The 25,398-nt window shown below is 64.6% G+C and carries 24 protein-coding genes and 5 pseudogenes; 8 read left to right on the forward strand and 21 right to left on the reverse strand.

The genetic code is table 11. The features are described from left to right. From CCR97_RS02915 to tnpC, 3 genes and pseudogenes are all read left to right on the forward strand, one after another. The coding region (locus CCR97_RS02915) for a transposase (RefSeq protein WP_201159240.1) at positions 1–198 on the forward strand (198 nt) is incomplete at its 5' end. Between the two features lie 22 nt (positions 199–220). Next, a complete protein-coding gene (locus tag CCR97_RS02920) occupies positions 221–400 on the forward strand; it encodes a hypothetical protein (RefSeq protein ID WP_111360796.1) in 180 nt (59 codons plus the stop codon). Next, a pseudogene (gene tnpC, locus CCR97_RS02925) lies at positions 358–1,371 on the forward strand (IS66 family transposase); the annotation flags it as partial. The gene CCR97_RS02920 and the pseudogene tnpC, both read left to right, overlap by 43 nt. A 189-nt stretch (positions 1,372–1,560) precedes the next feature. Here tnpC and CCR97_RS32000 read toward each other — a convergent pair. The 4 genes from CCR97_RS32000 to CCR97_RS02940 all read right to left on the reverse strand — a co-directional run bounded on the left by CCR97_RS32000 (position 1,561) and on the right by CCR97_RS02940 (position 3,513). Next, a complete protein-coding gene (locus CCR97_RS32000) occupies positions 1,561–1,695 on the reverse strand; it encodes a hypothetical protein (protein ID WP_274611482.1) in 135 nt (44 codons plus the stop codon). Next, positions 1,692–1,874: a hypothetical protein gene (locus CCR97_RS02930; RefSeq protein ID WP_111358515.1), complete on the reverse strand. Its 183-nt coding sequence runs from the start codon at positions 1,872–1,874 to the stop codon at positions 1,692–1,694. The genes CCR97_RS32000 and CCR97_RS02930 overlap by 4 nt, the downstream gene beginning before the upstream one ends. Before the next feature lie 176 nt (positions 1,875–2,050). After that, positions 2,051–3,139, reverse strand: a complete 1,089-nt coding sequence (locus CCR97_RS02935; protein WP_111358516.1) for an acyltransferase family protein — start codon at positions 3,137–3,139, stop codon at positions 2,051–2,053. Positions 3,140–3,144: 5 nt separating this feature from the next. After that, complete coding sequence (locus CCR97_RS02940; protein WP_201159290.1) at positions 3,145–3,513, reverse strand: hypothetical protein; 369 nt, start codon at positions 3,511–3,513, stop codon at positions 3,145–3,147. Between CCR97_RS02940 and CCR97_RS02945 the strand changes: the two are divergent. Continuing rightward, a pseudogene (locus CCR97_RS02945) lies at positions 3,463–4,067 on the forward strand (IS701 family transposase); the annotation flags it as partial. The gene CCR97_RS02940 and the pseudogene CCR97_RS02945 overlap by 51 nt on opposite strands. 181 nt (positions 4,068–4,248) lie before the next feature. Here the strand turns inward: CCR97_RS02945 and fcl are convergent. The 6 genes from fcl to CCR97_RS32245 form a co-directional block, all read right to left on the reverse strand. Further along, positions 4,249–5,208: a GDP-L-fucose synthase gene (gene fcl / locus CCR97_RS02950; RefSeq protein ID WP_111358517.1), complete on the reverse strand. Its 960-nt coding sequence runs from the start codon at positions 5,206–5,208 to the stop codon at positions 4,249–4,251. 89 nt (positions 5,209–5,297) lie between these two features. Beyond that, on the reverse strand, positions 5,298–6,305 hold the full coding sequence (locus tag CCR97_RS02955; protein ID WP_111358518.1) for an NAD-dependent epimerase/dehydratase family protein: 1,008 nt from the start codon (positions 6,303–6,305) through the stop codon (positions 5,298–5,300). Positions 6,306–6,354: 49 nt separating this feature from the next. Next, a complete protein-coding gene (locus CCR97_RS02960; protein WP_201159286.1) occupies positions 6,355–7,686 on the reverse strand; it encodes a UDP-glucose dehydrogenase family protein in 1,332 nt (443 codons plus the stop codon). A gap of 119 nt (positions 7,687–7,805) precedes the next feature. Continuing rightward, complete coding sequence (locus CCR97_RS02965) at positions 7,806–8,576, reverse strand: hypothetical protein (RefSeq protein WP_201159287.1); 771 nt, start codon at positions 8,574–8,576, stop codon at positions 7,806–7,808. Between the two features lie 139 nt (positions 8,577–8,715). Beyond that, on the reverse strand, positions 8,716–9,552 hold the full coding sequence (locus CCR97_RS02970) for a nucleotidyltransferase domain-containing protein (protein ID WP_201159288.1): 837 nt from the start codon (positions 9,550–9,552) through the stop codon (positions 8,716–8,718). Between the two features lie 133 nt (positions 9,553–9,685). Then, entirely contained in the window at positions 9,686–11,089 is a 1,404-nt protein-coding gene (locus tag CCR97_RS32245; RefSeq protein WP_245429166.1) for a YqaJ viral recombinase family protein, read from the reverse strand. An 87-nt stretch (positions 11,090–11,176) separates the two neighbouring features. On the opposite strand from CCR97_RS32245, the gene CCR97_RS02985 reads away from it, so the two are divergent. From CCR97_RS02985 to CCR97_RS03000, 4 genes and pseudogenes are all read left to right on the forward strand, one after another. Then, the gene (locus CCR97_RS02985; RefSeq protein WP_111359657.1) at positions 11,177–11,422 is read left to right on the forward strand and encodes a helix-turn-helix domain-containing protein; all 246 of its coding nucleotides are present in this window, start codon (positions 11,177–11,179) and stop codon (positions 11,420–11,422) included. Positions 11,423–11,836: 414 nt separating this feature from the next. Continuing rightward, positions 11,837–12,049: an IS66 family transposase gene (locus tag CCR97_RS02990; protein WP_420826054.1), complete on the forward strand. Its 213-nt coding sequence runs from the start codon at positions 11,837–11,839 to the stop codon at positions 12,047–12,049. A 150-nt stretch (positions 12,050–12,199) separates the two neighbouring features. Continuing rightward, a pseudogene (locus CCR97_RS02995) lies at positions 12,200–12,444 on the forward strand (IS66 family transposase); the annotation flags it as partial. A 39-nt stretch (positions 12,445–12,483) separates the two neighbouring features. Further along, positions 12,484–12,696 (forward strand): annotated as a pseudogene (locus CCR97_RS03000) (transposase); the annotation flags it as partial. A 221-nt stretch (positions 12,697–12,917) separates the two neighbouring features. Here CCR97_RS03000 and CCR97_RS03005 read toward each other — a convergent pair. From CCR97_RS03005 to CCR97_RS03055, 11 genes and pseudogenes are all read right to left on the reverse strand, one after another. Then, positions 12,918–13,820: a hypothetical protein gene (locus CCR97_RS03005; protein WP_111359656.1), complete on the reverse strand. Its 903-nt coding sequence runs from the start codon at positions 13,818–13,820 to the stop codon at positions 12,918–12,920. A 144-nt stretch (positions 13,821–13,964) separates the two neighbouring features. Continuing rightward, positions 13,965–14,336, reverse strand: a pseudogene (locus tag CCR97_RS03010) (transposase); the annotation flags it as partial. 104 nt (positions 14,337–14,440) lie between these two features. After that, positions 14,441–15,199 carry an IS5 family transposase gene (locus CCR97_RS03015; protein ID WP_244670237.1) on the reverse strand — a complete coding sequence of 253 codons (759 nt, stop codon included), beginning with the start codon at positions 15,197–15,199 and terminating at the stop codon, positions 14,441–14,443. 83 nt (positions 15,200–15,282) lie between these two features. Beyond that, positions 15,283–16,839 (reverse strand): O-antigen ligase family protein, encoded by a 1,557-nt coding sequence (locus CCR97_RS03020; protein ID WP_111356315.1) that lies wholly within the window; start codon positions 16,837–16,839, stop codon positions 15,283–15,285. A gap of 33 nt (positions 16,840–16,872) precedes the next feature. After that, on the reverse strand, positions 16,873–18,732 hold the full coding sequence (gene asnB, locus CCR97_RS03025) for an asparagine synthase (glutamine-hydrolyzing) (RefSeq protein WP_111356316.1): 1,860 nt from the start codon (positions 18,730–18,732) through the stop codon (positions 16,873–16,875). After that, positions 18,732–19,865, reverse strand: a complete 1,134-nt coding sequence (locus tag CCR97_RS03030; RefSeq protein ID WP_146618687.1) for a glycosyltransferase — start codon at positions 19,863–19,865, stop codon at positions 18,732–18,734. The genes asnB and CCR97_RS03030 overlap by 1 nt, the downstream gene beginning before the upstream one ends. A 59-nt stretch (positions 19,866–19,924) precedes the next feature. Continuing rightward, a complete protein-coding gene (locus tag CCR97_RS03035; RefSeq protein ID WP_111356318.1) occupies positions 19,925–21,199 on the reverse strand; it encodes a glycosyltransferase in 1,275 nt (424 codons plus the stop codon). Then, positions 21,196–22,185 carry a class I SAM-dependent methyltransferase gene (locus CCR97_RS03040; RefSeq protein ID WP_111356319.1) on the reverse strand — a complete coding sequence of 330 codons (990 nt, stop codon included), beginning with the start codon at positions 22,183–22,185 and terminating at the stop codon, positions 21,196–21,198. Before CCR97_RS03040 ends, CCR97_RS03035 begins: the two co-directional genes overlap by 4 nt. Positions 22,186–22,247: 62 nt before the next feature. Next, positions 22,248–22,961 (reverse strand): class I SAM-dependent methyltransferase, encoded by a 714-nt coding sequence (locus CCR97_RS03045; protein ID WP_170145744.1) that lies wholly within the window; start codon positions 22,959–22,961, stop codon positions 22,248–22,250. 16 nt (positions 22,962–22,977) lie between these two features. Continuing rightward, positions 22,978–24,681 carry a hypothetical protein gene (locus tag CCR97_RS03050; protein ID WP_111356321.1) on the reverse strand — a complete coding sequence of 568 codons (1,704 nt, stop codon included), beginning with the start codon at positions 24,679–24,681 and terminating at the stop codon, positions 22,978–22,980. Continuing rightward, positions 24,678–25,376 carry an acylneuraminate cytidylyltransferase family protein gene (locus CCR97_RS03055; RefSeq protein ID WP_111356322.1) on the reverse strand — a complete coding sequence of 233 codons (699 nt, stop codon included), beginning with the start codon at positions 25,374–25,376 and terminating at the stop codon, positions 24,678–24,680. Before CCR97_RS03055 ends, CCR97_RS03050 begins: the two co-directional genes overlap by 4 nt. Positions 25,377–25,398 lie beyond the last annotated feature (22 nt).

Here is a 25,398-nt window from a genome sequence, read left to right on the forward strand (position 1 = left end):
CCGTCGCGCTCGCCGGAGCTCAACCCGGTCGAGAACGTCTGGCAGTTCCTGCGCGGCAACTGGCTCTCCAACCGCGTCTTCGACACCTACGACGACATCGTCGACGCCGCCTGCGACGCTTGGCGACACCTCGTCGCCCAGCCGGAGACTATCACCTCGATCGGAATGCGAGCTTGGGCTCACATCGGTCAATCATGAGGGCCGTTAGTATGATTAGCCCTTGCCCGACGACGTCGAGACGCTGAAGCGTCTCTTGCTCGCGCGCGACGCGGAACTGGCCGGGGCTCGCGCCGAGGTGTCGAGCGCGGAGGCGCTGGTCGCCCATCTGCGGCTCGCCATCGAGAAGATGCGGCGCGAGCTCTGCCGCGCGGCTTCGCCGGACCGAGCCTGCTCGCCATGATCGTGTTCGAGAAGTACGGGCAGCACCAGCCGCTGAACCGTCAGGCCGAGCGCTATGCACGGGAGGGTGTCGATCTGAGCCTGTCGACGCTCGCCGACCTGGTCGGCGGCTGCGCCACGTTGCTGCGCCCGCTCTACGATCTGATCAGAACCCATGTGTTCGCCGGCGACCGCGTGCACGGCGACGACACGCCGGTGCCGGTTCTGGCGGAGGGCAAGACCGACACCGGCCGGGCCTGGGTCTATGTGCGCGACGATCGCCCGTTCGGCGGGCATGATCCGCCGGCGGCCGTGTTCTTCTACTCGCGTGATCGCACAGGCGATCATCCCGAGCGCCACCTGCATGGATATGGCGGGATCCTCCAGGCCGACGCCTATGCGAGATTCAATCGGCTCTACGAGGCGGGACGCAAGCCGACGCCGCTCGTGGAATCCGCGTGTTGGTCACACGCACGCCGCAAGTTCTTCGTGCTGGCCGACGTGACGACGAAGGCTCGGGCGAAGCCATCTGCCGTCGCGCCATTGGCCCTCGACGCCGTGACGCGCATCGACGCGATCTTCGACGTCGAGCGCGAGATCAACGGTTCGCCGGCGACATGCTGAAGCGCTGGGCCGCCTTCACGCGGTTCCTCGACGACGGGCGAATCTGCCTGACGAACAACGCCGCGGAACGCGGCCGAGCGCCTCGCCCTGCGTCGTGAGCGAGTCGCTCCTCTCGTCGTCGACCTCGAGATCTGCGCCCTGCGTGGCATCGCGCTCGGCCGAAAGTCGTGGCTGTTCGCCGGCTCCGACCGCGGCGGCGAACGCGCCGCGCTGATGTACACCCTGATCCAGACCGCCCGCCTGAACGACGTCGATCCGCAAGCCTGGCTCACCGACGTCCTCTCACGCATCAACGATTACGCCATCCGAGACTTGGCCGCGCTGCTGCCCTGGAACTGGACGCCGGCGCCCAACTCTCTCGCCGCCTGACCCTCCGTCCCGGACAGCGCATGCAGAAATCCCGCGGCCCCCGCCGGATGGGTACTCCGCGACCACCGCCGACGCCGCTGCACCGACGTGATCACCTCGACCTGCGTCTTCGTCATAGGACTACTCCTAGTGATAGTCCTATGACTTCCGTCCCGGATCATAATCAGCCCCTCGCCCACAAGGCGGCCGCTATCGGATGGATACGAAGCGTTCGGCGATCAGGCGCTTCAGATCGACCTTGCGCCAGCACACCATGCCATGCACGGCCCGGTCCGGGCCGGTCTCGACGATCTGCGCCAGCTCCGCGAGCTGGGCGGCGGTCAAGGCGGCCTCAGCCGGAGGGATACGACCTCGTCACCCGAGAGACCCTCGAACCGGACCTTGACCTGGCCGTCGCCTGCCGATCGCCACCGGCACGTCGGCCGGCGCGCTGCCGGCCGCTGCCCGTTGAGGCGGTCGGCCACCACGCGCCCGGCGTCCTCGACGTGGACGTCGGTCTCCATGAATATCTTGGAGCTCCGCCGCCGCCCCGCGCACATGGCCGCCGGAATAACACCCCAGCCGGCGTCAGGATCATCAGCGCGCGCTACAACGGCAAATCCGCGAGTTTAATCCATCGCCTTGGCGACGTCGGAGTGGCGCGACAGGCGTAAGGGCTTTCCGAGGCGATTTCACGGTTCTAGACAGTATGAAGTTGTGGCGCTGAGGATGTGGGCTCGACGATCGCGAGGTCTGCGCCCCGGATACGGTTTCGCAGAGCGACCATTGGACGTTCGATGGCGATCTTCATCGTCCAAGCGAGAATTAATGACCCGATTACTGCGGTGATTTGAGACGCTACGCCGAGTCCCTCCAGCGACAGCACCAAGACGATGACCGCATAGTGATTGAGATAGAGCGGGTAGGCGAGGTCTCCGAACCATTTATCCCGGCGCACGGCAGCAGAGGATAGTCGAACGCGCGATAGAGGAAAGATTGCGAGTCCGCATCCTACCAAAAGCAACACGGCGGTCCAGACAGGGGGCGATGCGAGACCTTCCAACCACGCTGCGCTGAGATTCACCCGACCCTGCGTATACCGGATAAAGTGCAGCACAGCTGCAAAGAGGGCTACCGCTGCGACGAGTTTCGCGACCCAGTCATCTCGCGTGACCGCAGCATAAGCACACACGCCGAATGCGAAGTACGGGATGTAAGCAAAGGACGAGTGGAGTGGACGCAGATACTCGCTGATGGCGTGAACAGAAAGCGCGCCAACCACGCAAGCGATGCAGTAGGTGCGGGCGGAAAGGAATTTGCCGCCGACACTGAACCCGATCATGCACGCGGCTACGGCACCATAGAAGACGAATTCGACGAAGATCGCCCAAGCAAAACGAACGAAGTAGTACCACTCCCGATCCGGTAGAATATTGTTGAAATTGAACACCGGCACGATGGCTGTGAGCTGCACGAGTGCATTCTGCCAAGACAGCATCGCATCGACCGGCGGCGCCGCGTAGTCTTGCAGCTGCAAAGTCCCAAGTCGCCACATGGACGCGTGAACGCAGATGGAAACAAGCACAGCTCCCCAGTACGGGGGGATGAGCCTTAGCGCCCTGTTGGCGAGAAAGGCCCCCGGCCGCCCCAAATAAAACGCATCGATGGCTTCAGCGATGATGAAGCCTGACAAAATAAAGAACGCCATTACGGCGACGTTGCCGAGACCGACGTTGTGGACGAATGAACCCGGTGCGCTGAACGTCCACGTGTGGCTGACCAACACCATGAACGCTAGCGCAAATCGATATGTGCCCAGAGCTCGATAAAGAGCCGGCCCCTGTACATGCGCCACTTCCCAGCCTCCCATCTACGCGGCGGGTACAGAAACAGCCTGGGGCGGCCCAGGTCAACCGGAATAGCCGCCTGCCCTATCCCTTTCCCTTTACACGTAAATTCTTCACCCGCCGGCCGAGCGGCATTCGGCTCGGGCTGGCGGCCCGTCAGCGTGTTCGGGATGTTGATCGTCGGGGCAGCTGTGTTTGTCACATAGGCGCCCTCGTTGCCTTCGAGGTAGGCGTACTCGACGGTGTCGACGGCCGACGTGTTCGGATCGACGTGCGACTGATCTGGCCCGAAGCGTCTCGCGGTCGCCCACGGCAACGGCACATTCCGGATGTTCTGTCGGTCCCGGCCGAGGTGATGCTCGCCGATTTGCCTTGGCGGACCATCTTATGGCGCACCGGACCGAAAGGGCGCCTCATAGCGCGGTTCGCAGCGATCCGCGTGCGCATCGCTGACGGTCCTGCGCAGCGGATCAGGGACAAGGGCCAACAGCATCTGCCGGGCGAGGAAGCCTGGCTCGTCGGTGAACACCGCTCCTCCGGGGAGACGAAGTACTACCTCGCCAACCTGCCATCGACGCTGGGACTGCGCCAACTCGCCGCCACCATCAAGGCTCGCTGGATCTGCGAGCAGGCCCATCAGCAGCTGAAAGAGGAGCTCGGGCTCGACCACTTCGAAGGACGGCCCTGGCACGGGCTGCACCGTGATGCCCTCATGACGATGATTGCCTACGCCTTCCTCCAGCATCGACGTCTGGCGGCCGAGCGGGAAAAAAGAATCGACGGGTCACCACCTCAACCGAGTCTCCCCGCCGTTCGACACGCCATCATCGCCCACATGCTGCAACCGGTTCGCCGGTGCCCTCACTGTAGAAGACGCATCGCCTTCTCGGTGCTGAATAAAATAAAAGTGCCAAAGTAGTGCTAGCACAATGCACACTATTGATAGGCTGCACCCAATCATTCCGGCTACCACCCGAAGCAACGCAAAGCGCCGACCGGACGTGACGCTTGCCAGAACTGAGCCCGAGGCAGTGTTTCGGGCCACCGCGTCTCAGTCGATGTGGCGCGCGCCGCCGGCGAGGAAGTCGGCGTACGCAGCAGCGAGGCCGTCGCGGAGAGAGATCTTCGAACGCCAGCCGAGGGCCGTTAGGCGGCTCACGTCGAGCAGCTTCTGGGGCGCACCATCCGGTCGCGAGGTATCGAACCGGAGTTCGTTGGTGTAGCCGACGACGTCGGCGACGACGCGGGCGAACTCGCCGATGGTGACGTCCTGCCCGGTGCCGACATTGAGGAAGCCGATGTCGGAATAGTGCTTCATCAGAAACACGCAGGCGTCGGCGAGATCGTCGACAGCCAGGAATTCGCGTCGCGGGCTGCCCGTGCCCCACACGACCACCTGCGGCTCGTTCGCCAGCTTGGCTTCGTGGAAACGGCGAATCAACGCTGCTGGAACATGACTGTTCTGGCGATGATAGTTGTCGCCCGGGCCGTAAAGATTGGTTGGCATCACCGAGATGAAGTCGGCGCCGTACTGGCGGCGAAACGATTCACAAAGCTTTATGCCAGCGATCTTGGCGACCGCATAAGGCTCGTTCGTTGGTTCGAGCAGGCCGGTGAGCAGCATGTTCTCGCTCATTGGCTGCGGGGCGTGCTTTGGATAAATACATGAAGAGCCCAGATACAGAAGCTTATCGACGCGGTAGTCATAAGCGGATTGAATGACATTCGTGACTATTTGGAGATTCTCAAGAATGAATTGAGCGGGATAGGTTGCATTGGCATGGATTCCCCCTACCAGCCCTGCAGCAAGAAACACCGCATGAGGTCGTGTTTTGGCGATGAACTCCTCGACGGCGAGTTGTCGTCTCAAATCGAGTTGCTGACGGTCGGCGGTCACGATCTCGCAATCTTCACAAGCAAGACGGCGCACAATGGCGCTCCCCGCCAAGCCTCTGTGCCCAGCGACGAAGACCTTCTTACCGCGGAGATCGAACTGAACAGGCGAAGTCATTGCGAGAACCCTGTAACTGACTCGTCTAGCGGCTGTCTCGGAACGCAGCGAAGTGGTACGAAAGCGAGAGGCTTTATCCAATCTCGCCACTACCGGTAGCGCGACAAGTACCATTCAACGAACGCGGAAACTCCAACTGATACTGGAGTGCCTGGTCGAAAGCTGGTCAAGACCTCCAGCAGGCGGTGGTCCGCGAAGGTCTCACGCACGTCCCCGGGCTGCATTGGCCGCATGAGCTTCTCAGCCTGGCGTCCCAAGGCGATTTCGATTGCTGTCACGAAGTCCATCAACCCTATTGGCTGACCTCCGGCGATGTTGACGACCCGCCACGGTGCTACAGGAGAAAGCGTATCGGCCGCGCCAGGAACCTGCACCGGCTTTCCTTGAACTGGCGGCTGGTCGATCAGGCGGACCACAGCTTCGATTAAGTCGTCGATATAGGTGAAGTCTCGCCGCATATTGCCCATGCCGTAGATTTCGATTGGCCGGCTATGCTGGATTGCGTTGACGAACTTGAACAGCGCCATATCGGGGCGCCCCCAGGGGCCATAAACAGTAAAAAAACGGAAGCAAGTTGTCGGCACGCTCCACAAATGCGCATAGGAGTGCGCCAGCTCCTCCATTGCCTTCTTTGTTGCGGCGTAGATGGTGATGGGGAAGTCAGCGCGTTCGACTTCCTGGAACGGCATCGTCTCATTGCCACCGTAGACGGAGCTGGTAGAGGCAAGCAGAAGGTGCTGCGGGGCGAACTCCCGGGCAACCTCAAGCAGGTTGAACGAACCGATGAGATTCGAATCGATATAGGCGCGCGGATGCTCAAGTGAATAGCGCACTCCAGCCTGGGCGGCTAGATGAATGATGATGTCCGGCGGCGCGAGGGCGGCAGCGGCCCGCAACGCCCCGAGTTCCTCCAGCGGCGCGACGATGGCCCGGAACCCCGCATACCCGGTCAGTATCGCGTGCCGATCCTCCTTTAGGCGGCGGTCATAGTAGTCGGTCATCGCATCGTAACCGACGATGGTATGGCCCTGGGAGAGCAGCCGCCTCGCCAGATGGAAGCCGATGAATCCTGCTGTACCGGTGATCAAGAAATGCATGTGGGTATCCTCCGCACTTCAGCGCTCTTAGCCGAAACATGGCATGTCGTCACGATCCGCCCCACAATGGCGGATTTGCCCTACCCACACTGGAATAGCTGAATCCGGCCGCCGCCATCTCGTCCGCACGGTAGACGTTGCGCAGGTCGACCATCACGGGCTGGCGCATCGCGCTCTTGAGCCGCTCCAGGTCGAGGGCGCGGAACTGCTCCCACTCGGTGACGATGACGACCGCGTCGGCGCCCTGCGCGCACTCGTAGGCGTTGGCACAGAAGGTGACGAGGCCGTCGAGGTCGCGCTTCGCCTGCTCCATGCCGGCCGGGTCGTAGGCCCGCACCTTGGCGCCCATGTCGTTGAACGCCGTCACCAGCGGGATCGACGGCGCGTCGCGCATGTCGTCGGTGTTCGGCTTGAAGGTGAGGCCGAGCACCGCGATCGTCTTGTCGCGCACCGACCCGCCGAGCGCCGCCGCGACCTTGCGGGCCATGGCCCGCTTCCTCTGGTCGTTGACGGCCGCGACCGTCTCGACGATGCGCAGCGGCGTGCCGTTGTCCTGCGCGGTCTTGATCAGCGCCAGCGTGTCCTTGGGGAAGCACGAGCCGCCGTAGCCGGGACCGGCGTGCAGGAACTTCGACCCGATGCGGTTGTCGAGGCCGATGCCGCGCGCCACCTCCTGCACGTCGCCGCCGACCTGCTCGCACAGATCCGCCAGCTCGTTGATGAAGGTGATCTTGGTGGCCAGGAATGCGTTCGCGGCGTACTTGATCAGCTCGGCGGTGCCGCGCGCCGTGAACATCAGCGGCGCCTGGTTGAGATAGAGCGGCCGGTAGAGCTCGGTCATCACCTTGCGGGCGCGCTCGTCCGTGGTGCCGACGACGATGCGGTCGGGATGCTTGAAGTCGCGGATCGCCGCGCCCTCGCGCAGGAACTCGGGATTGGAGACCACGGCGAACTCGGCGTCCGGCCGCGTCTCGCGGATGATCCGCTCGACCTCGTCGCCGGTGCCGACCGGCACGGTCGACTTGGTGACCACCACGGTGAACCCGTCGAGCGCCGCCGCGATCTCGCGGGCGCAGGCATAGACATAGGAGAGGTCGGCATGGCCGTCGCCGCGCCGCGACGGGGTGCCGACCGCGATGAACACGGCGTCGGCCGCCGCCACCGGCCCGGCGAGCGCCGTGGTGAAGTCGAGCCGCTTCTCGCGCACGTTCGAGGCGACCAGGGCGTCGAGGCCCGGCTCGTAGATCGGGATCTCGCCCGCCTGCAGGGCCGCGATCTTGCCCGCGTCCTTGTCGACGCAGGTCACCTCGTGGCCGAAGTCGGCAAAGCAGGCCCCGGACACGAGCCCCACATAGCCGGTGCCGATCATCGCAACTCGCATCGACAGCCTCTCCAATGTCACTTTCGATACGGTGCCGACATAACACGAAACCGTGATGATGTTCGTCCGTCGAACAGAAGAGCGCGACGCCAAGCTCGATTCGTGCGGAGTGGTCGCGGCTACCGTCTTCGTTTATGTTTTGTTCCCGAGACCCGGCGCCGTTTTGACCGCCCGATCCGGCGCCGCGCCCGGGCCTGCTCCGTGCTCGACACGGACGGTCCGTCGCCTTCGTCCGTCGTCGGCGGATAGATGCGCTCCCGCCACGGCCCGAGCTGGGCCGCGTCACGATAGTCGTAGACGCGCAGGTGCGGCGTGCGGCCCTGAACCAGCCGCAGGATTTCGGCGACGTCGAGCACCGTCCACCGACGCGCCAGGCATACGACGGCGTCGTGCTCTGCGGCGAGGTCCCGCTTCATCTGGCGCGTGCGTTCGGGCCGCGGGGCGAGGCGGATCCCGATGTCGACCACGGTCACCTCCTCCTCGGCCCAGCACCAGCTCCCGATCACATGGGCCTCGACGATGCGATGCATGAAGCCGGGGCGGCCGTTCACGTCCGCGATTCGCGCCGTGACCTTGGCGATGATCGCCGCGGCCTGCCGGCGCGGGATCGGCTGCAGCCGGCGCTCCCCCGTCAGACGCCGACCGAGCGGCGTCAGCGCAAGGCCCGGGAGGCGCCCCTTGTCGGCGCGCCACCCGGCGACGCCCGCGACATACCCCTGGGCCAGGAGGGCGTCCGCAAGATCGAAGCCGGCCCGCGGGGGAATGCGAAGCCGCAAGGTGAAGTCGATCGGGTGCCAGATCTGATCGCCGATCCGGCGCAGGAGGGACCGGATCTCGTCACTGGAGAAGCCACACAGGGGGGCCGGCGCGTCGTTGATGTCGTCCGACATAAGGCGTTCCGTGGTCCGTTCGGTTGTCCCGCTCGTCTCACCGGCTCTATCGGCATCGGGACGAAGCATTCGATCCGCGAACCCGCAGGGCGCCCCTCCTCGCCCCGCGGCACGGGTCGTGTGTGGCTCGATCGTGCCCTCAGGCGGCGGGCCTGAGTGGCAGCGGCCGGTTCGGTGCAGCCGGCCGCCGCGGGTCCTTCGGTTCTGACGGGCCGCGGTTCGGCAGGCCGCGCCGGGACGAAGCACCACGGCGCGGCCTGGGTCCGGGCGTGGGGTCGGATCCGCTGACCTCGCCCTGCCCCGTGCCGGCCCCGCTTCCGGCGTCCCCTTCGGACAGCGGCGGATAGATGCGCCGGCTCGGCACGCCGAGCTCCTCGAAGACATCCCACGGCGTGACATGGAGGTGGCGGGCGCCACTACGCAGCAGCTTGAGGACCTCGTTCGAGCCGAACGTCAGCATGCGCAGGAAGGTGAGGTTCACCTGACCGCTCGCGCGAACCCGGTCCATGTTCTCCTCGGACAACTTCGATCCGGGCCGCCGCCGCGCGAGGCGGACGGCGAGGTCGACGTCCGAGACTTCGGCCTCCCCGCGAAAGTAGCTGCCGAAGACGTGCGCCTCCGCGATCCGGTAGACGAGCTCGTCGCGGGCATTGATGGCCTCGATCCGCACGAGTGTGTCGGCGATGATCGCGTCGGCCCGGCTCCTCGCGATCGGCTTGAGGAAGCGGGCCGCACACAGGCGCTGGCCGAGATCCGTCACCACGAGGTCGCGCTCGTTCCCCTCGGCGTCCGGCTTCAGCGTGAGCAAGCCGCGCCGGATCAGGGCGTCGGCGAGCTGCTCGGCCCGCGCGAGAGGGATGTGGAAATGCGCGGCGATGTCCTCGTCGGTCCAGATGCGGCTGCTGATCCGGCGCAACAGGTCACGGATCAAGGTCATCTTGTAGCCCAGGATGGTCTCGTTCTTGTCGATGCGCATGCGAAAGCCTCCGGTGGTCCGGTTGTTGGTGGTCTTGGGGGGCGAGAGAGGGAGTGAGAGGCAGGCAGACGGTGAGCGAGAGCGGACGCGACCCCGAGCACGCGTGAGCGCGAGCCGGGACGCCCTCCCCGCTTCAGGCCGCCGAGGCGGGATCGGGACCCGTCCTCGACGACAGCTGCCGGCGTCTCGGTTCGGAGCGGCGCGAGGTGCTCCAGAGCGACTGCGCGACCGCGATCGGCTCTATCGCGACCGCGGTCCACCAGCGCCGTTCGTCACCGGAGCGGTGGAGCGCCCGGTGATGGGTGCGGCACAGCGGGACCGTGTACTCGTCCGAGACCTTGCGGCCGAGAGCACGAGGCTGAGCGAAGCGCAGGTGATGAGCGTCGGATGGCCGCCGGCCGCAGACGAGACACGGCCGTCGCGCGACGAAGCCGAGATGGGCCTTGTCGCGACGGCGCTTCGGCGTCGCGATCGGCAGCATGCTCTTGTCGATGGTGCCGGTCGGCTCCGGTCCCCTCTCCTCGACCCCGTCCCGGCCGGGGTCTCGGGTCAGGGCCTCCGCACCCGGTTCGGGGGTGTCGCTGGACGGCGGGAAGTCCACCCAGCCGTCCGCCTCCCGTCCGGGCTCGTCGAGAAACCGATCCACCACCCGGAACGCCGGCGCCCGCTCAGCGCCGAACCTCGGCGGGGCCTCCTGGACCGGGTCCCCTGAACCCACTGCAGCACCGCGCAAAGCCTCCTGCGGCGGAACCCTGCGGCGATCGGTCATGCTGATCGTCACCCGGCCGGCTTCGGTGCGCACGACGCGGACCCCATGCCCCGAGGCTTCGCTGGCATTCCACGGCAGGAGCGCTCGCAGCTCGGCGTGGGCCCGCTGGTGCGCGAGCGAGGCCGGGTGCGTGCCCCGCAGGAGCGTCGCGTACTCGGCCCAGGCATTCGATGTCGCCATGTCGACCACCCGCATCGCCTGCAGCCGTGGCTCCGGGAGCTCGTCGTCCCACAGCCGGGGTGCCTCCCCGGTCTGCACGGCCCGCCAGAACGCCTTCTCCACGGCGCGCAGAATCGTCTGGTAGAGTGGGTCGGCCTGGACCTCGACCAGCACCCACTTGCCGCCTCCGGTGATGATCGACAGAACCGCCGACCGCGCCTGGACGACGAGCATGTTGTGCTGGAGCTGGGCCATGTGCTTCCTGACCGCAGCCGATTCCGAGAACGACCACGGCAACATGAACTTGGCTTCGAACACCGCACCGGTCTCCTGGACCAGCCCGTCGAGGGTCGCGGCCATCCACGGCAGCGCGACATGCGTCACGCGCCGCTGGACGTGGCCGACCCGATATCCGGTCTTCTTCTCGTACCAGCGTCGGTTGAGCGGTTCGGTCGCGTGTCCGAGCTGGACGACGAGCTCGTTCGAGAGATCGCGCGGCGCCACCTCGCCCCGCTTCTCCCGCCACAGGCGCGTCAGCGCCCGCTCGTCCCGCCCCATGACGATCCGGGCATCGGAGCCGCCCAGGAAGGTGCGGCGGTCCGTGTGCACCTCATGGCGAGTGCAAGGATGTGAAGTTCTTTCTCGCATAGCTCTCTCCAAGTTCGATACTTTTAGTATCGAACAAGGCAGCAACTGATGTCAATCCGAAAAGTATCAATCCGTCAAATCAAGGCGGCTCGTGCTCTCCTGGGCTGGACTCAAGACGACCTTGCTGCTGCTGCTGCGGTCTCGATTCCAACTATCAAGCGTCTGGAATCGAAGGATGGCGCGATCGGTGGCCGCGATGAGACTGCCACCAAACTGCGCACGGCGCTTGAGTTGGCAGGTATCGAGTTTATCGAAGAAGACAGCGGGGGCGTCGGCGTCCGGCTCCGGGCATAGCTGGGTTTCCGACGCTACGAGCATGCGACGTGCCAACAAGGAACATGAAGGGGCCGTCGGGTTCATCCGCTGACTGGACGAAAAACGGATGGTCGAAAGCAGAGAGCAGGCGATAACGTAGCTGATAAGAAGTGCCCGTGCACGCAGCCGTGGGAGTAGGCAGATACAGTCATTTTCCGGGGGCAGTTCGTACCGGCGCGGTCGAGGAGCAGCACGGCGTGCGCACCTTCGGCGGCGGTCCTGCCGATCTCGTCGAGGGGGGACCTCCATGGCCTCGGGTATCGGCGGCCAGCATGATAACCGCGGCACAGGTGCCACGCGCCATGGCCCCGAACAGCCAGGCATTCTCATAACGCTGGTCGGCGGGCTGGCGCGGTCGCGAACCGCGCCGCGCCCACATGCGCCCCAGACCAGTTGCTGCTCGGCCTCGAGGAGATCGAACAAGTGGCGGCGAGCGGCAAGGCCGAGGAAGACGCGGGTGCTCCGACCGAGCGCGCGGCCCGCGCCGCCAGGCGGCGCACGAACCGCGGATCGCTCCCCTCCCATCTGCCCCGCATCGAGATGGTGATCGACATCGACGATCACGCCTGGAGCCCAGTCTATAAGCGCCGCCAGCGCGTCGAGTGACGACCGGCCGCGACTTGGTCCAGAACCGAATTGAAGCGTCTCCTGACCGATCCGCCGCCGTGACATCGCCCACTCCCGATCCGCTCTGCGGATCAGCGAGTCAGAAATTCGATGCGTCGTCCAGAGCTATCCGCGCACAGGTCTCATTAGGCGCTCTCGCGCTGGGACGGCCCCCCCGCTTCCTCGACGACGGCCGCATCGAGATCGACTCCAACGTCGTCGAACGCTCGATCCGCCCGATCGCCCTCAACCGCAAGAACGCGCTCTTCGCCGGCTGGGACGGCGGTGCCGAGCACTGGGCTGTCGTCGCCTCGCTGATCGAGACATGCAAGCTGATCGGCATCGATCCGCACGTCTATCTCGCCGACGTCATCACCAGGATCGTCGACGGCCATCGCGGACAAGGCCTACGACGCCAACAGTCTGCGACGTCTGCTCGCCGAGGGCGGCGCCAAGGCCGTGATCCCGTCGACCACCAGCCGCAAGCAGCCGATCTCCTAGATCGCATCGCCTACAGGCGCCGCAATCGCATCGAGCGGATGTTCTCGCGGCTCAAGGACTTCCGACGCGTCGCAACCCGCTACGACAAGCTCGCCAGAAACTTCCTCGCCGGCGCAATCCTGGCCGCCACCGTCGCTTGGTGGCTCAATCAAGTCCTGACCCTAGGCCGGCGACAGCGGCCTCGGGGCGTCGGTCGACCCGGCGAAGATAAACGATCCAATGGTGACGCAGGCCGGGCACAGCACCTTGAGCCACGGCAAACCGGCGAGCAAGCCGACGCGAATGCTCGGGAACCGGAAGGTCACCCTGCGCGAGCTCGGCGTTCCATGTGCCACGACGGTGCGATGCCGCCCCGCCAGATTCCACTCTAGGTAGCAGCCGGAAGGTCTAGTGGCGCGCGGGTATTAACCTCGATCAGCACCTGCGAGCCGTCTTCGCTCGTGGCGACGACGCGCCAGTCGACCAACTTGTACAGCGCCAGAAACTCGTTCCACGCCCTGAACTCGTGGTTTACCGAGTAGAACTCGTCGAACAAAATTAGATACCTGTGCTTGAGTTGTCCGCATAGCGTGTCGAGCACCGGCCGCGTCGAAATATAGAGATCCGCGTCGAAGTGAATCATCCGCACATCCTGAGGCCAGCCGCCGCTGAGATAACGCGTCAGGCTTTCGGCGAATAATCCGGATTGGATGCTGACGTTCGGTTGCGGCGGCGCCGGAAATGGGATACCGGCGGCGGCATCTGTGATCACCTTGGCGCGCGCCTGCGGGTCGTCGCCCCACAATTCGCCGGGCGCGCCAAAGCCCTTAATCGATCCGGCCGGCAGCCCGTCCCAAGCTTCCGGCAGTCCCTCGAAGCTGTCAAACCCGACCAGATAGTAACTCCGCGGCAAATGATCGACGAAGTATTTCAGTGAGCCACCGTTATTGGTGCCGAATTCAAGGATCGTTCCGCCCGATGTATTCGCACTTATCCAATTCAGTGCAGCGTTCCAGATCGGCTTTTTACCGACGGATTTATTGAAGGTCGGCACGAATTTTACGCGATCGTCAGCCGCGACCTTTTCGGCCCAGAACTTCTCGAACCGCATAGTGTTGGCAATCTTTTGCAGCGTCAGCCCCAGGTTCTCGAGCGCGTCAACGGCGATCGACGGCAGCCACGCAGCTTGAGCGATGATGCGGCGCGCCAAACCGGCATGACGCGGCCGGTCGATCCGCGCGACCGACAGCACGTCGAGACGTTGTTCAGTCGAACGGTTTGGACCATCCATGCGTGAAGATCCGACATTTGGTCAAAGCGTGCCCAATACCTCGATATTTTAGGCACGAATGAACTCGTCACGTAGCGGCTAGCGAAGAAATACGATCAAAATCCCGGATTTGCAACCAAGCGGGGTGAGCGACTGTCTTGGCTGTCAAGCGTTTTGCCATGGTCGATTGTCCCTGAGCATGGCGTTGAGGATCGTCAGTAGCTTCCGAGCGACGGCGATCAAGGCGACCATCTTCGGCTTGCCGGCATTGACGAGCCTGGTGAAGAAGAGCTCGAGGACGGGGTTGTGGCGGACGGCGACCATGGCGCCGACGAAGAGCACGCTGCGCACGACGGTCCGGCCTCCCCCGATGAAGCTTCGGCCGCGCCATTGGCCGGACTGGCGGGTGAAGGGCGCGAGGCCGGCGAGGGCCGCGACCTCCCGACGGCCGAGCTGCCCGAGCTCGGGCAGCAAGGTGCGGGCGATGATCGGCCCGACGCCTGGGACCGAGGCGAGCAGGTTCTCCTTGGCGCGCCACACCGGGGAGCCCACCTCTCATGAATCACCGATGACGCGATTCGGGAAATCCAGGACCGGATCGAGACCTCAAAAATCTGCCAAAGTAGTGCTAGGGTCAGGACTCAATTGAGCCACCAAGCGACGGTAGCGGCCAGGATTGCGCCGGCGAGGAAGTTTCTGGCGAGCTTGTCGTAGCGGGTTGCGACGCGTCGGAAGTCCTTGAGCCGCGAGAACATCCGCTCGATGCGATTGCGGCGCCTGTAGGCGATGCGATCTAGGGGATCGGCTGCTTGCGGCTGGTGGTCGACGGGATCACGGCCTTGGCGCCGCCCTCGGCGAGCAGACGTCGCAGACTGTTGGCGTCGTAGGCCTTGTCCGCGATGAGGCCGGTGATCGGCGCCACTCTGGCGATTAGCGTCGGTGCAAAGGCGATGTCGTTGATGTTGCCGGACGAGAGCAACAGAACGAGCGGCCGGCCGCAGTGATCGGTCAGGGTGTGGATTTTCGTTGTCCGTCCGCCGCGCGAGCGGCCGATCGCCTGCTTGAAGGCCCCCCTTTTCCGCCCGCCGCAGAGCGGTGGGCCTTGATGTGGGTGCTGTCGATCGCGACCGTCGCGATGATGCCGGTCGAGCCGTCAGTGCTTCGGAAATCTCGAACCAGAGGCCTTGCCGGCTCCAGCGATTGAAGCGGTTGTAGATCGTCGTGTAGGGGCCGTACTCCTTCGGGCAGTCGCGCCAGCGGGCGCCGATCCGCAGCATGTGCACGATGCCGCTGATCTCCCGTCGGTCGTCGACCCGGTCAGCCCCACGCCGTCCGCGCGGCAAGTGCGGCTCGATCCGCACCCACTCGGAATCGCTCAGCCAGTAAAGCTGCTTGCTCATCAAGGGCTCCGTGCCCCCCGGAGTCCTTGAATCAGTCAACGCCCCGCGTCGCAAGCGAATTGAGTACGGACCCTAGGGCCGCATTATTTAAGACCAACAGGAGGGGGCTCCCGCTGATCGAATGCGACCACCGCCGCACTCATGATCAACACCATGCTCATCGAGACTCCCCAGTAAGAGGGATTGTAGGTCAGGTTTGCCGGCGCAAACGACAGCAGCGTCACCAGCAGCAGCCCTGCGGGGCACGACCACTGCCTTGTCGCCGGGGCGTGTTGCAACAGCCCCCAGATCAGCGCCACGAAGAAACAAGTGAGCGCGATAATTCCAAGCACACCCGTTTCCGCCCACTGATTCATCAGGAAATTGTGCGGCTCGGGAAATCCGCTGAGGCGGTATCCGCCGGTGCCAGGACCGAACCCGAGCATGTCCAGCCCGTGCGGTGCGTTGACCATGGTGGAAATGGTCTCCTTGGCGAGTTCGGTCCTGTCCTGCACCGCGAAGAAGCGATTCGACAGATCCCGGCTCGGGTCGACGTCGCTGCTGACGAAGCGATAGACCGCGGCGGGCAAGGATTGGTAGAAAAAGCTGACGCTGTAGGCCGCGATCGTCGATGGCAGCATCATCACGGTACCCTTTCGGGTTCGCGGGATCGCTAGCAGCATGAGGAGCGTCAACACGAACGTCACGCGCGCCGTCCGGCTTCCCGTCGCCATCATCAGCCACGGCATCAGCTGCAGATAGACCAGCACCACCCAGCCGGCGACGTCCCTCGGCCGCGCCAGGGCGCGGGCCGACAAATCAAGCGCGTCGCGGCGGTGAGCCCAGAGCAGCAGCAACGGCACCGACATCACGAAGTACATGCCGAGAGACACCGGGCCGGAGAAGGTCGACTTGTACTTGTCGTAGTAGCCGATCCCATACACGGTATCGTTGCCAATGGTGAATGGAACGTAGAACAGCGCGGGGACAGCCACCAAAGCGACCAGCGTCTGCCCGGCGACACCCCAGACGAATCCGTCGAGCAGATTGTCGAACCGCATCTCCGCTTTGCCCGGCGCAACGGCGATCGCGCAGATCAGCAACGCAAAAGCTCCGAAGAGGATGAGATACGCAACGCCGACCTTCAGTTGCCAGACATTGCCGAACATAACGTAATTAGCAGTCGTCGACACCACACAGATCGCGACATAGACCAGCAAAAAAGCGGCAAATGGAGGAACGCCTTCGATCGAGACGCGCCGAAACATAGACGGTCCCACCGCGATCAGCCAGACGATCATCACCAGATGCGTGTAATCGCGCAGGAACGGCAACAACGGCAACAGCGGGACGGTCCCCAGAGAGGCGGACAGGCCGGCCAGCCATGCCAGTCGGGATTCCTTCCCGAACAGCAGCAGGGCCGGCACCAACATTGCCAACATCACCAGTGCGCGAAGAGGAAGCGGGACGGCAGAATCGGAAAGGCCGTCCGTTCCCCAGTCGTCGTAGTGCGAACGGATGAAGCACCACGCGACCGCCGTTGCAAACAGCCCGCCGACGACCAGCAGCTTGCCGGGCGCCCGGTCGAACAACGACAGCGGTTCCTCCAGCACGCCCGAGGTGCCGCTCCCGGTCGCGACCTCGCTTTGCAGTCGTGCCATCAAGCTGTCCCCCAAGATGCACGCTACGAACGATCAGCCGGCAAAAGACGCCCGACGACCCTGCCACTTCAGCAATACATAGCACGCCCACAGCAATTGCGACTGATCGGTGCGCCCTGCCCGGTGCTCGCCGGCGAATTGTTCCACCGCCGCCGGGTCAAGAAACGATTGCCCGTGGGCCAGATCGAGAAGTTCGTCGCGCATTCTGCCCGACTTCATCCATTTGCGAATGGGTAGCAGAAACCCCTTCTTGCCGCGGCCGAGGATATCTTCCGGCAACTGCTCGCGAAATGCCTCTCTCAAAATATGCTTTCGAGTTCCACGCGATATCAGGAACGTCTCGGGCAGGCCAAGCGCAAACGCGACGAGTTCCGAGTCCAGAAATGGGAGCCGAACCTCCAGACTATGCTGCATGCTGGCCAGATCGACCTTCTTCAGCATGTCGGCGGACAGGTTGAAGCGGATGTCCATCATCAGAATGTCACGGAGCGTCGCCAGGTCTAGGCCTGCGAAGTCGTCCGGCAGCGCCGCCGCCTCCGTCCGCGCGAAGCCGAGCCGCTCGATCTGCGCCGGCGTCGCGTAGGACCGCCACGACAGGTACTCCGCCGCGGATGTCGGACCAAGATGCATCCGGAAAAATGCGGCTGCACGGAGCAAGTTATTACCGATCTCCGCCGGATTGCCATGCATCGGCACCAGTTGCGCTAAGGTCTTGATCCAGCTCGGGATCCGCGCGCTCACGAGCATTGCCGAATACACCCCATAGCCGGCGAAAAATTCGTCCGCGCCGTCGCCGCCGAGAATAACCTTCTCGTTCACGTGCGCGCACAGATACGCAGTCGGAATCAGAGAGGCGTCGGCATAGGGTTCGCCGAGCATCGCCAGCGTTCGATCGGTGAAGCCGGCGAGCTTGTCCTCGGTCACCTCGATGACGTGGTGCTCGATTTGCGGATAACGCGCCGCAAGCGATCGGGCGAAAGGTGACTCGTCGAACGCCGGATCTTCAGGGAAGCCGACCGAATAGGCAGCAATCTTGCCACCGCAGACTTGCGCGGCAATGGCGGAAATGATCGACGAGTCCAGCCCGCCGCTGAGGAAGGTCGCGATCGGCACGTCGGAGGCCGCAAGCCGCTGCTCGACCGACGCCGTCAGCCGCCGGCGCAGTTCGGCCTGGGCGTTGTCGAAGCTGATCTCCGCTTGCGGACGGGAGACCGGCGGCGCGGGGAGCTGATAATAGCAACCTTCGCTGGTCGTCCAGTGGTCGAGGTCGAGCTGCAGCCAGTGCGCCGGGCGCAGCTGCCGCATCCCGCGATAGGGAGAGGCCGGCGCTGGCAGATAGGAAAACCGGAACAGCCACGGCAACGCGCTGCGGTCGACCTCTAGCCCATCGCCTGCGAGAACCTCGATCGGCGGAATCTCTGACGCGAACAGCAGCGAATCGGCGTCAGCGTAGTACACCATCGGCTTCTCGCCGTAGCGGTCGCGCGCCAGCGTCAGCCGCCGGCAGTCGCGGTCCCAGATCGCGAAAGAGAACATGCCTTCGAGCCGCGGCAGGCAGTCGAGCCCATCGAGCGCGAACGACGCCAGCAGCACCTCGGTGTCGGACTCGGTGCGGAATACGACCCCGCGCCTGACGAGACCGTCCCGGAGCGCGCGGTAGTTGTAGATCTCGCCGTTGAATACGATGCTCAGCGGACCGGCGTGCATCGGCTGGGTCGAGCGCGGATCAAGATCGATGATGCTCAGCCGCCGGTGGCCGAGGAAAACGCCCGGTTCGTGATGCTGATCCCCGGCATCCGGCCCGCGATGCGTCAGCACTCCGAGCGCCGCCGTCGCGACCGACGCCGCGAGGGCCTGCGGCTGCCGCCAGACGCCTCCGACCAGCCCGCACATCAGGCGTCGGCCAGGAGCCGGCGGTACAGCGCGTGGTAGCGCGCGACATTGGCCTCGATCGAATATTCGCGTTCGACGCGACGCCGAGCGGCATTGCCCAGCTTGCGGCGCAGGTCGGCGTCATCGATCAGGGTCAGCAACGGTCCGACCATCGCGCCAGGACGGCGCTCGACGATGAATCCGGTCTCGCTCTCGCGATGACATTCGCTTACGCCGGGAGCGTCCACCACCACGCTCGGCAGACCGAGCGTCATCGCCTCCAGAACCGCGTTGCTCATGCCCTCGACCTCCGAGGCGTGGACAAAGATGTCGCTGTCGATCAACCGGCAGGTGATGTCCGGAACATGGCCGATAAAGCGAACCTGTCCATTGATACCCAGCTCGGCAGCCTGATTGACCAGATTCTGATGTTCCGGCCCGTCCCCGGCGACGATTAGCTCGGCATTGGGTCTTTGCTGCAACACACACGCGAATTCATCGAGCAGAAACGCCTGCGCCTTATGCTTCAGCAACCGTGCAGAAGAGATCAGTTTGACGATCGTCGGCTCCGGCGTCCGCTCGCAGCGCTCAGCGGCGGCGACAAACGCCTGCCAGTCGATGCCGTTCTCGAGCGTCACGACGTCGCCGCCGCGCACCAGTGATCGCAGCGAATCCGCCGTCGCCACCGAGACGCCGGCGACGGCGTCGAACGGCCGGTACAGCAGCCTGAAAACCGGATGCGAGCCCGCCTCCGACTTGGTGCCGCGATGAACGTAGACGAACTTTATGCCACGCAGCAGCCACGCGGCCGGCCAGCAGGCCGCAGCGGCCTGTACGCCGTGCACCACGCAGATCCGGTGGCCGCCAGTCGCCAGCAGCCACAGCATCTGCAGTTGCAGAATCGGCAGCAACGCGAGCAGCACCAGCATCTCGCTGCGCAGCGACGGAAACACCGGCGCCTTCAGCGGGAACACTCTCCGCTGCCGCAGTTGCGGGATCCGACCGAAATACGCTGTGCAGTCGGGGTTGTCGTATAGCGAGTAGAACGTGTTCTGATAGTGCGCGCCATCCTCGGCGGCAAACAGCCGCGCGAGCTGACGCTCGCCGCCATGCACGCCGTAAGTCCGCAAGACGTGAGCAATCGAGACCGGCATGTCGTCTTTCAAATCTCCGATTGTGATAGCGCGAGGATGGCCGATACAGCGAAGTCCTGTCAAAGCCGCGCCGCCTCGGCGGCGAGATCGCTGAACAGCTCGCCATATCGCCGGCCGCAGACGGTGAGGTCGAACCTCTGCTCGGCTACGGCTCGTGTCGCGGCCCTGATCGCGGCGACATCAGTCCGGTCGAGCAGATCGGCAACGCCGCGCGCGAGGCCTTCGTCGTGGCCGACCGGCGCGAGGACACCGTTGACGCCGTGGTCAATCGCATCCGGAATACCGCCGGCGGCGAAGGCCGCGACCGGCGTACCACAGGCGATCGATTCCAGCACGACATTCGGCAGATTGTCTTCGAGGAACGGCGCGATCAGCAGGTCGGCAGCGGAATACACCTGCGCAAGCTTCGCCTCGCCGTCGATCCGGCCGAGATGGCGGAGCGAAAAGCCGCCGATTTGGCTGGACCCGCCGTCGGTGGCACCGCCGAACACCACGCAGGTCAGATCCCGCCGGCCGGATTGGGCGAGCCGCTCGATCGTGCCCAGCAGGTGACGGTAGCCCTTGCGCGGGTCCTCGGTGGCCCCGAGCGCGCCGAACAGCAAAATCCTGCCCGCGGCGGGAATCCCGAGGGCGCGGCGCGCCGCGGCCGGATCGTGCGGACGGAACACCGACAGATCGACGCCGGTCGGAATCTGCTCGATCCGCCGGCCGCCGAACAGGCTTGAGCGCCGCGCCAGATCGGCGATCCACCGGCTCGGGGCTGCCACCGTGATGTCGAGCCTGCGATAGCCCTGCTCCCGCCGGCGATGCCCGTCGCGCGAAAGATCGTCGGAATCAGCGCTGGCGAGCTGCGGGCACTGGCCGCATACTCGCTCGAATCCGGTGCAGGTGGTTGGATAGTGGCAGCCGCCGCTGAACGGCCAGATGTCCGACAGCCGCCACACGATCGGCTTGCCGATCGCGCGGAGTTGGCGAGCGTCGAGAAACGCACCGGCGATCCAGTGCAGGCACACCACGTTGGCGGTGGCGAAGCTGCGCGGGTCTATCCGGCCGTAGCTGAACCGCATCGGCGAGAACGGCGTCGGTGGCCGCCCCGGATAGCGGCGCAGCGCGCGGGCATTGAGATAGGCGACGACGTCGCTGCCGAACCGCCCGACGCCCGGCCAATGCGCCGGCACCACCGTGGGATCATCTTTCAACCGCCGGCCGACGTGGAACGTCGAGTTCACCCCCAGCTCCAGCAGAGTCTGATGGATCCGATACGCGGCCTTGTTGGCGCCGCCTTCACTGTCCGATTGAGCCAAATGCGCGACGGAGAGCTGTCCGGCTTTCACTGCCGCCTCGCATTGGCGACGACCCCGTTGCTCCCGTAGAACACGTCGACTTCGTCGAGGCCGTCGACCTGCTCGACCATATGCCGAACCTCGTCGAGCGTGCGCGGCTCGTCATAGCGGGCAGACAGCGCGTCGAACGTATCGAGGATCGCCCATTCGAGCCTCTGATCACGGGTCAATCCGCTGCGCAAGTAGTTCCAGCATGGAATCCGCAGCAGGCCGAGCAATTTCGGGCCCAGGAACGGTATACGGCGAATGAAAGTGTCGACCGGAAGCCAGATCGGCATGTAGCTCCGTATCATCGACAGCAGTTTGGAAGGCGGAACGTCCACCGTCCATCGCCGCCAGAAATACTTCGGCTGATTGAAGGGGTCGAGGCGGTCGTGCTTGAGATAGTAGTCGATGCTGATCCGTCCGCCCGGCTTCACCTTCTGGACGAGCGCTTGGAAGGCGCGATCCGGTTCAGGCGTGTGTTGCAGTACCCCGTAGCAAAATACGTAGTCGAACGCCGCATCCTGACAGGGAATGTCGTAGATGTTGCCCTGAAAGAACACGACCTCGCCGCCGGCCGCGTTGTTGAGGCGATTTGCGACGACCGCCTCGCTCAAGTCGAAGGTCGTGACGATAGCTCCGGCGTCGAGCAGCACCTCGGTGAAACGCCCGGCACCGGAACCCGCCTCCAGCACCCTCTTGCCGTAGAGATCCCGCGGGCGCCACTTAGTGCCCTCCCAGAAGCGCTGAAACGACAGCTTCCGGCCCGACCTGCTGTCGAGCTGGGTCGACCGAAATACATTCCACTGAAGTCCAAAACCGTCCGCGTAATTTTCGCCCATCACGAAGCGGGGAATGCCGTCGACAATCGGGACGATCTGACCGCCAGCGTTGTCGATCAGCCGCCCCGCGACGATATCGCCGTGGCTATCAGCCTCCGCTTCGACTCGATAGCGGTGCCCGAAAGCTTCCTGCAATTGCGACAGCGTAGCCAATTGTCTCGACCTCAATCACTTCGCCCATCTTCACGCCGACATTCGGGCACGGGGAGCGCGGCTTACCCACGGGCCGTCGCCAAGATCGATTGCGGTTTCCGGAACCGATTGAAAATTTCCGATATCAGAAGCTTGGCTTGCAAAACCTTCGGCGTGCTGATGTCGCGAAAATTTCGCGTTTCCACTTTCACGTCGTGAAATCCCCGCGACGACAACGTATCCGCCAGTTGCGCCGCCGACCAGCTTCGCATGTGCTGCCAGCGATGGTAGATGACGTTTGCGACGGGGCAATACACCATGCTGTCCTCGAGCCGCTCCTCATTGGGAGTCGTCACGACGAACAAGCCACCTTTCTTGAGAAGTCGGCGCGCCTGACTGAGAGTCAGTTCGAGCGCCTGATCGTCGAGATGCTCAATGACTTCGAGCAGAAAGATCGCGTCGAACTTGCGCTCACTGCTCAACAGGCCATCAATCGTGTCGAAGCCCATGAAATTGTCACGCCCCCGGACATTCACCGCGGAGCCGATCGTCTCCAGCGAGATGTCGGCGCCGAGCACGGTGTAACCTTCATCCAGAAGGTACGGCAGAAGATGTCCCGGCCCGCAGCCATAATCGAGGACCATGGCGTTCTTCGGGATCATGCCGCTGACGAACTTGATGACGTCCCGGCCCTTCTGGCGGCTGAAATACAGCTCGGGAAACTGCGAGTAGTAGCCCCAGAACCGGGACAGCGTTTCGTTGTCCCATTTCAGCATCGCCGGCTGTGGTGTGGTCATTTCGTTCGGGCCTCTCTCACAAACCGGCAGCCTGCGGCGCGGGCTCTGCGGCCCGCGCCAGATAGTCGATCGCCTCGGGGTTCGCCGCCCAGGCGGCGAAGTCGTCGAGGTCGCCATTGTGGCCAATCTGCCGATCGTCCGCCACCGTGGGCACGAGGTTCTGGAACAGCGGATCGGACACGTCGGCGCCGATCTCGGTGCGAAAGCTGCGATAGATCCAGGGCCGCAACGCGAACAGCGCGTGCGCGTGCACCCGGGCGCGGTGCATTTGGCCGGGCGGCAGCCGCTCGATCCGCTCGATACAGGCCATTCGGGCCAGATAGCTGTCGCGCGTGGCGTGGTCCTCGGTGAAGCCGAAGCCGGAATAGCGGCCGGTTCCGGCGGTGACCACCGGGACGCCGAAGCACGGCAGTTCGTAGCCGATGCTGCCGCGCACGGTGATGCCGACGTCGACCATCCGAAACAGCGACAGCGTGCTGACCTGGGTGTCGGGCAGCAGGATACGGACGTGCTCGGGAAGCTCGCCGATCTGCTCGCGGATCAGCCGCATCTCGCCGAACTCGTCGGTGACGCCGGACATCTTGCGCTTCCACAAATTCGCCGGATGCAGCTTGATCAGCCAGTTCAGACGCGGATTGGCGACGGCGGCCTTGACGGTCTCGATGAACCATTCGCCGTAGTTCTCGAACACGTCCTTGCCGTAGAACAGGTTGGCGTCCCAAAGCACGTGCGAGAACAGCACCGCGGTCGGCAGCGTGGGGTTCAGCTGCAGCGCGTCGCGGATTTGGTCCGGCGTCATGTCGACCGTGCCTGGCTGGTTGCGCGCTTGCACCTTCCAGACGCCGCCATAACGCTGTTCGAACTCGGTATCGAGCTCGCGCTCCTGCGCATCGCCCCAGGGCGACGCGATCAGCCGATCCAGCGTCGCGGTGGTGATTGAATTCGGATGCACCCGCCGGGTGTCGCGGGTCAGCTTCTTCTGCACCAGCGCGTCCTCTCGCGATGGCTGGGTGAAGTGAATGGTGGAGATGCCGCGCGCGATCGCAACGTCCACGAACGGTCCGATCACATGGTAGTTCGGTTCGTTGACGAGGATCAGCGCCGGCCGCGCTCGCTCGAGATAATGCTCGGCGGCATGGACGAAGCGAATCGACTCCGCGAGCTGCTCCAGCAACGCCTCGCGGACATCGGGCTTGCGCGGGTCGGGCGCGCCGTCGAACCGCCGCCGCGACACCGACGACAGCAGCTGCGGACCGAGCCAAGCGCCGCGATAGGTCCATTCCAGCACCGACTGGAAATCCATCCGCGCCTCGGCACGCCGCGCGACCTCCTCGCACGCCGCCGCTTCCGCCGACTGGCTCGCGATCAGCGCCTCGAAGGCAACGAACTCGTCGATGCCGAACGCGCGATACAGGTTGCGGGCGTGGGTGTAGACGTTCGAGGTCAGCACCCTCACCCGCCAGCCCTTGCGTCGCAGCGCGAGGGCCTGCATGCATTCGAGCTTGGCCGCGTAGGTGTTGTTGGTCATGCTGAGCACCAGCATCACCGGGGCATCGGCGGCCGGCGGCGGCAACTGCCGCGCGAAGCCGGCGGCGGCCCATGTCCGCGCCTCGTCGGCGCGCAGCCGGCGATACACGTCAGGCGACCGAAGCCGGACCATCGCGTCGGCGAGCGGACCGGCGAACGGCGTGCGACGAACCCAATCCTGCAGCACCTTCATTGCGCGTACCCGGTGCGCATCAGGTGATCCGCCAGCCGCAGGTCCTCCGGCGCGTCGATGTCGATCGAGGAGATTTCATCCATCTCGTAGCCGACGATCGGATCGCCGTAGAGTGCGCCGGCGTCGAGCACGGCGCTGCGTACGATCAGCACCGCCGGGCCGTTGCGGCCGAACAACGCCTCCTTGTCCTGGCGCCGGGTCTTGCCTACCTCGCCGCCGAAATACGGCACCAGCCGGCCGTCCTGCTCGCGCATCTGGCCTTCCGGCACGAAGCGGTGCGGCACCCGCACCACGCTGACCAGCGTCGCGGCCTTGGCGAAACGGAACTTCTCGACCGCCTCGCGGACATGATGTGGCCGGCGAAACGGCGAAGTCGGCTGCAGCAGCACCAGCGCCTCGACCTCGGCACCTTCGGTACGCAGCGCGGCGAGCGCGTGCTGCATCACACCGAGCATCAGCGCGCCGTCGTTCGACAGTTCAGCCGGGCGGCGGAACGGCGCCTCGAGGCCGAGTGCGACGCCGGCCGCGGCAATCTCGTCGTCGTCGGTGGAAAGGATAGCGCGGTCGATCACGCCAGAGCGCAGCGCGGCGTCAGCGGTCCAGCCCAGCAGCGAGCGATCGCCGCACATCGCGAGGTTCTTGCGCGGGATGCTTTTTGAGCCTCCACGGGCCGGGATCAGCACGGCAAGCGTCATCGTCTCGCGTTCCTCGATCGGC

This window comes from Rhodoplanes elegans (genome assembly GCF_016653355.1).
GTDB lineage: Bacteria > Pseudomonadota > Alphaproteobacteria > Rhizobiales > Xanthobacteraceae > Rhodoplanes > Rhodoplanes elegans.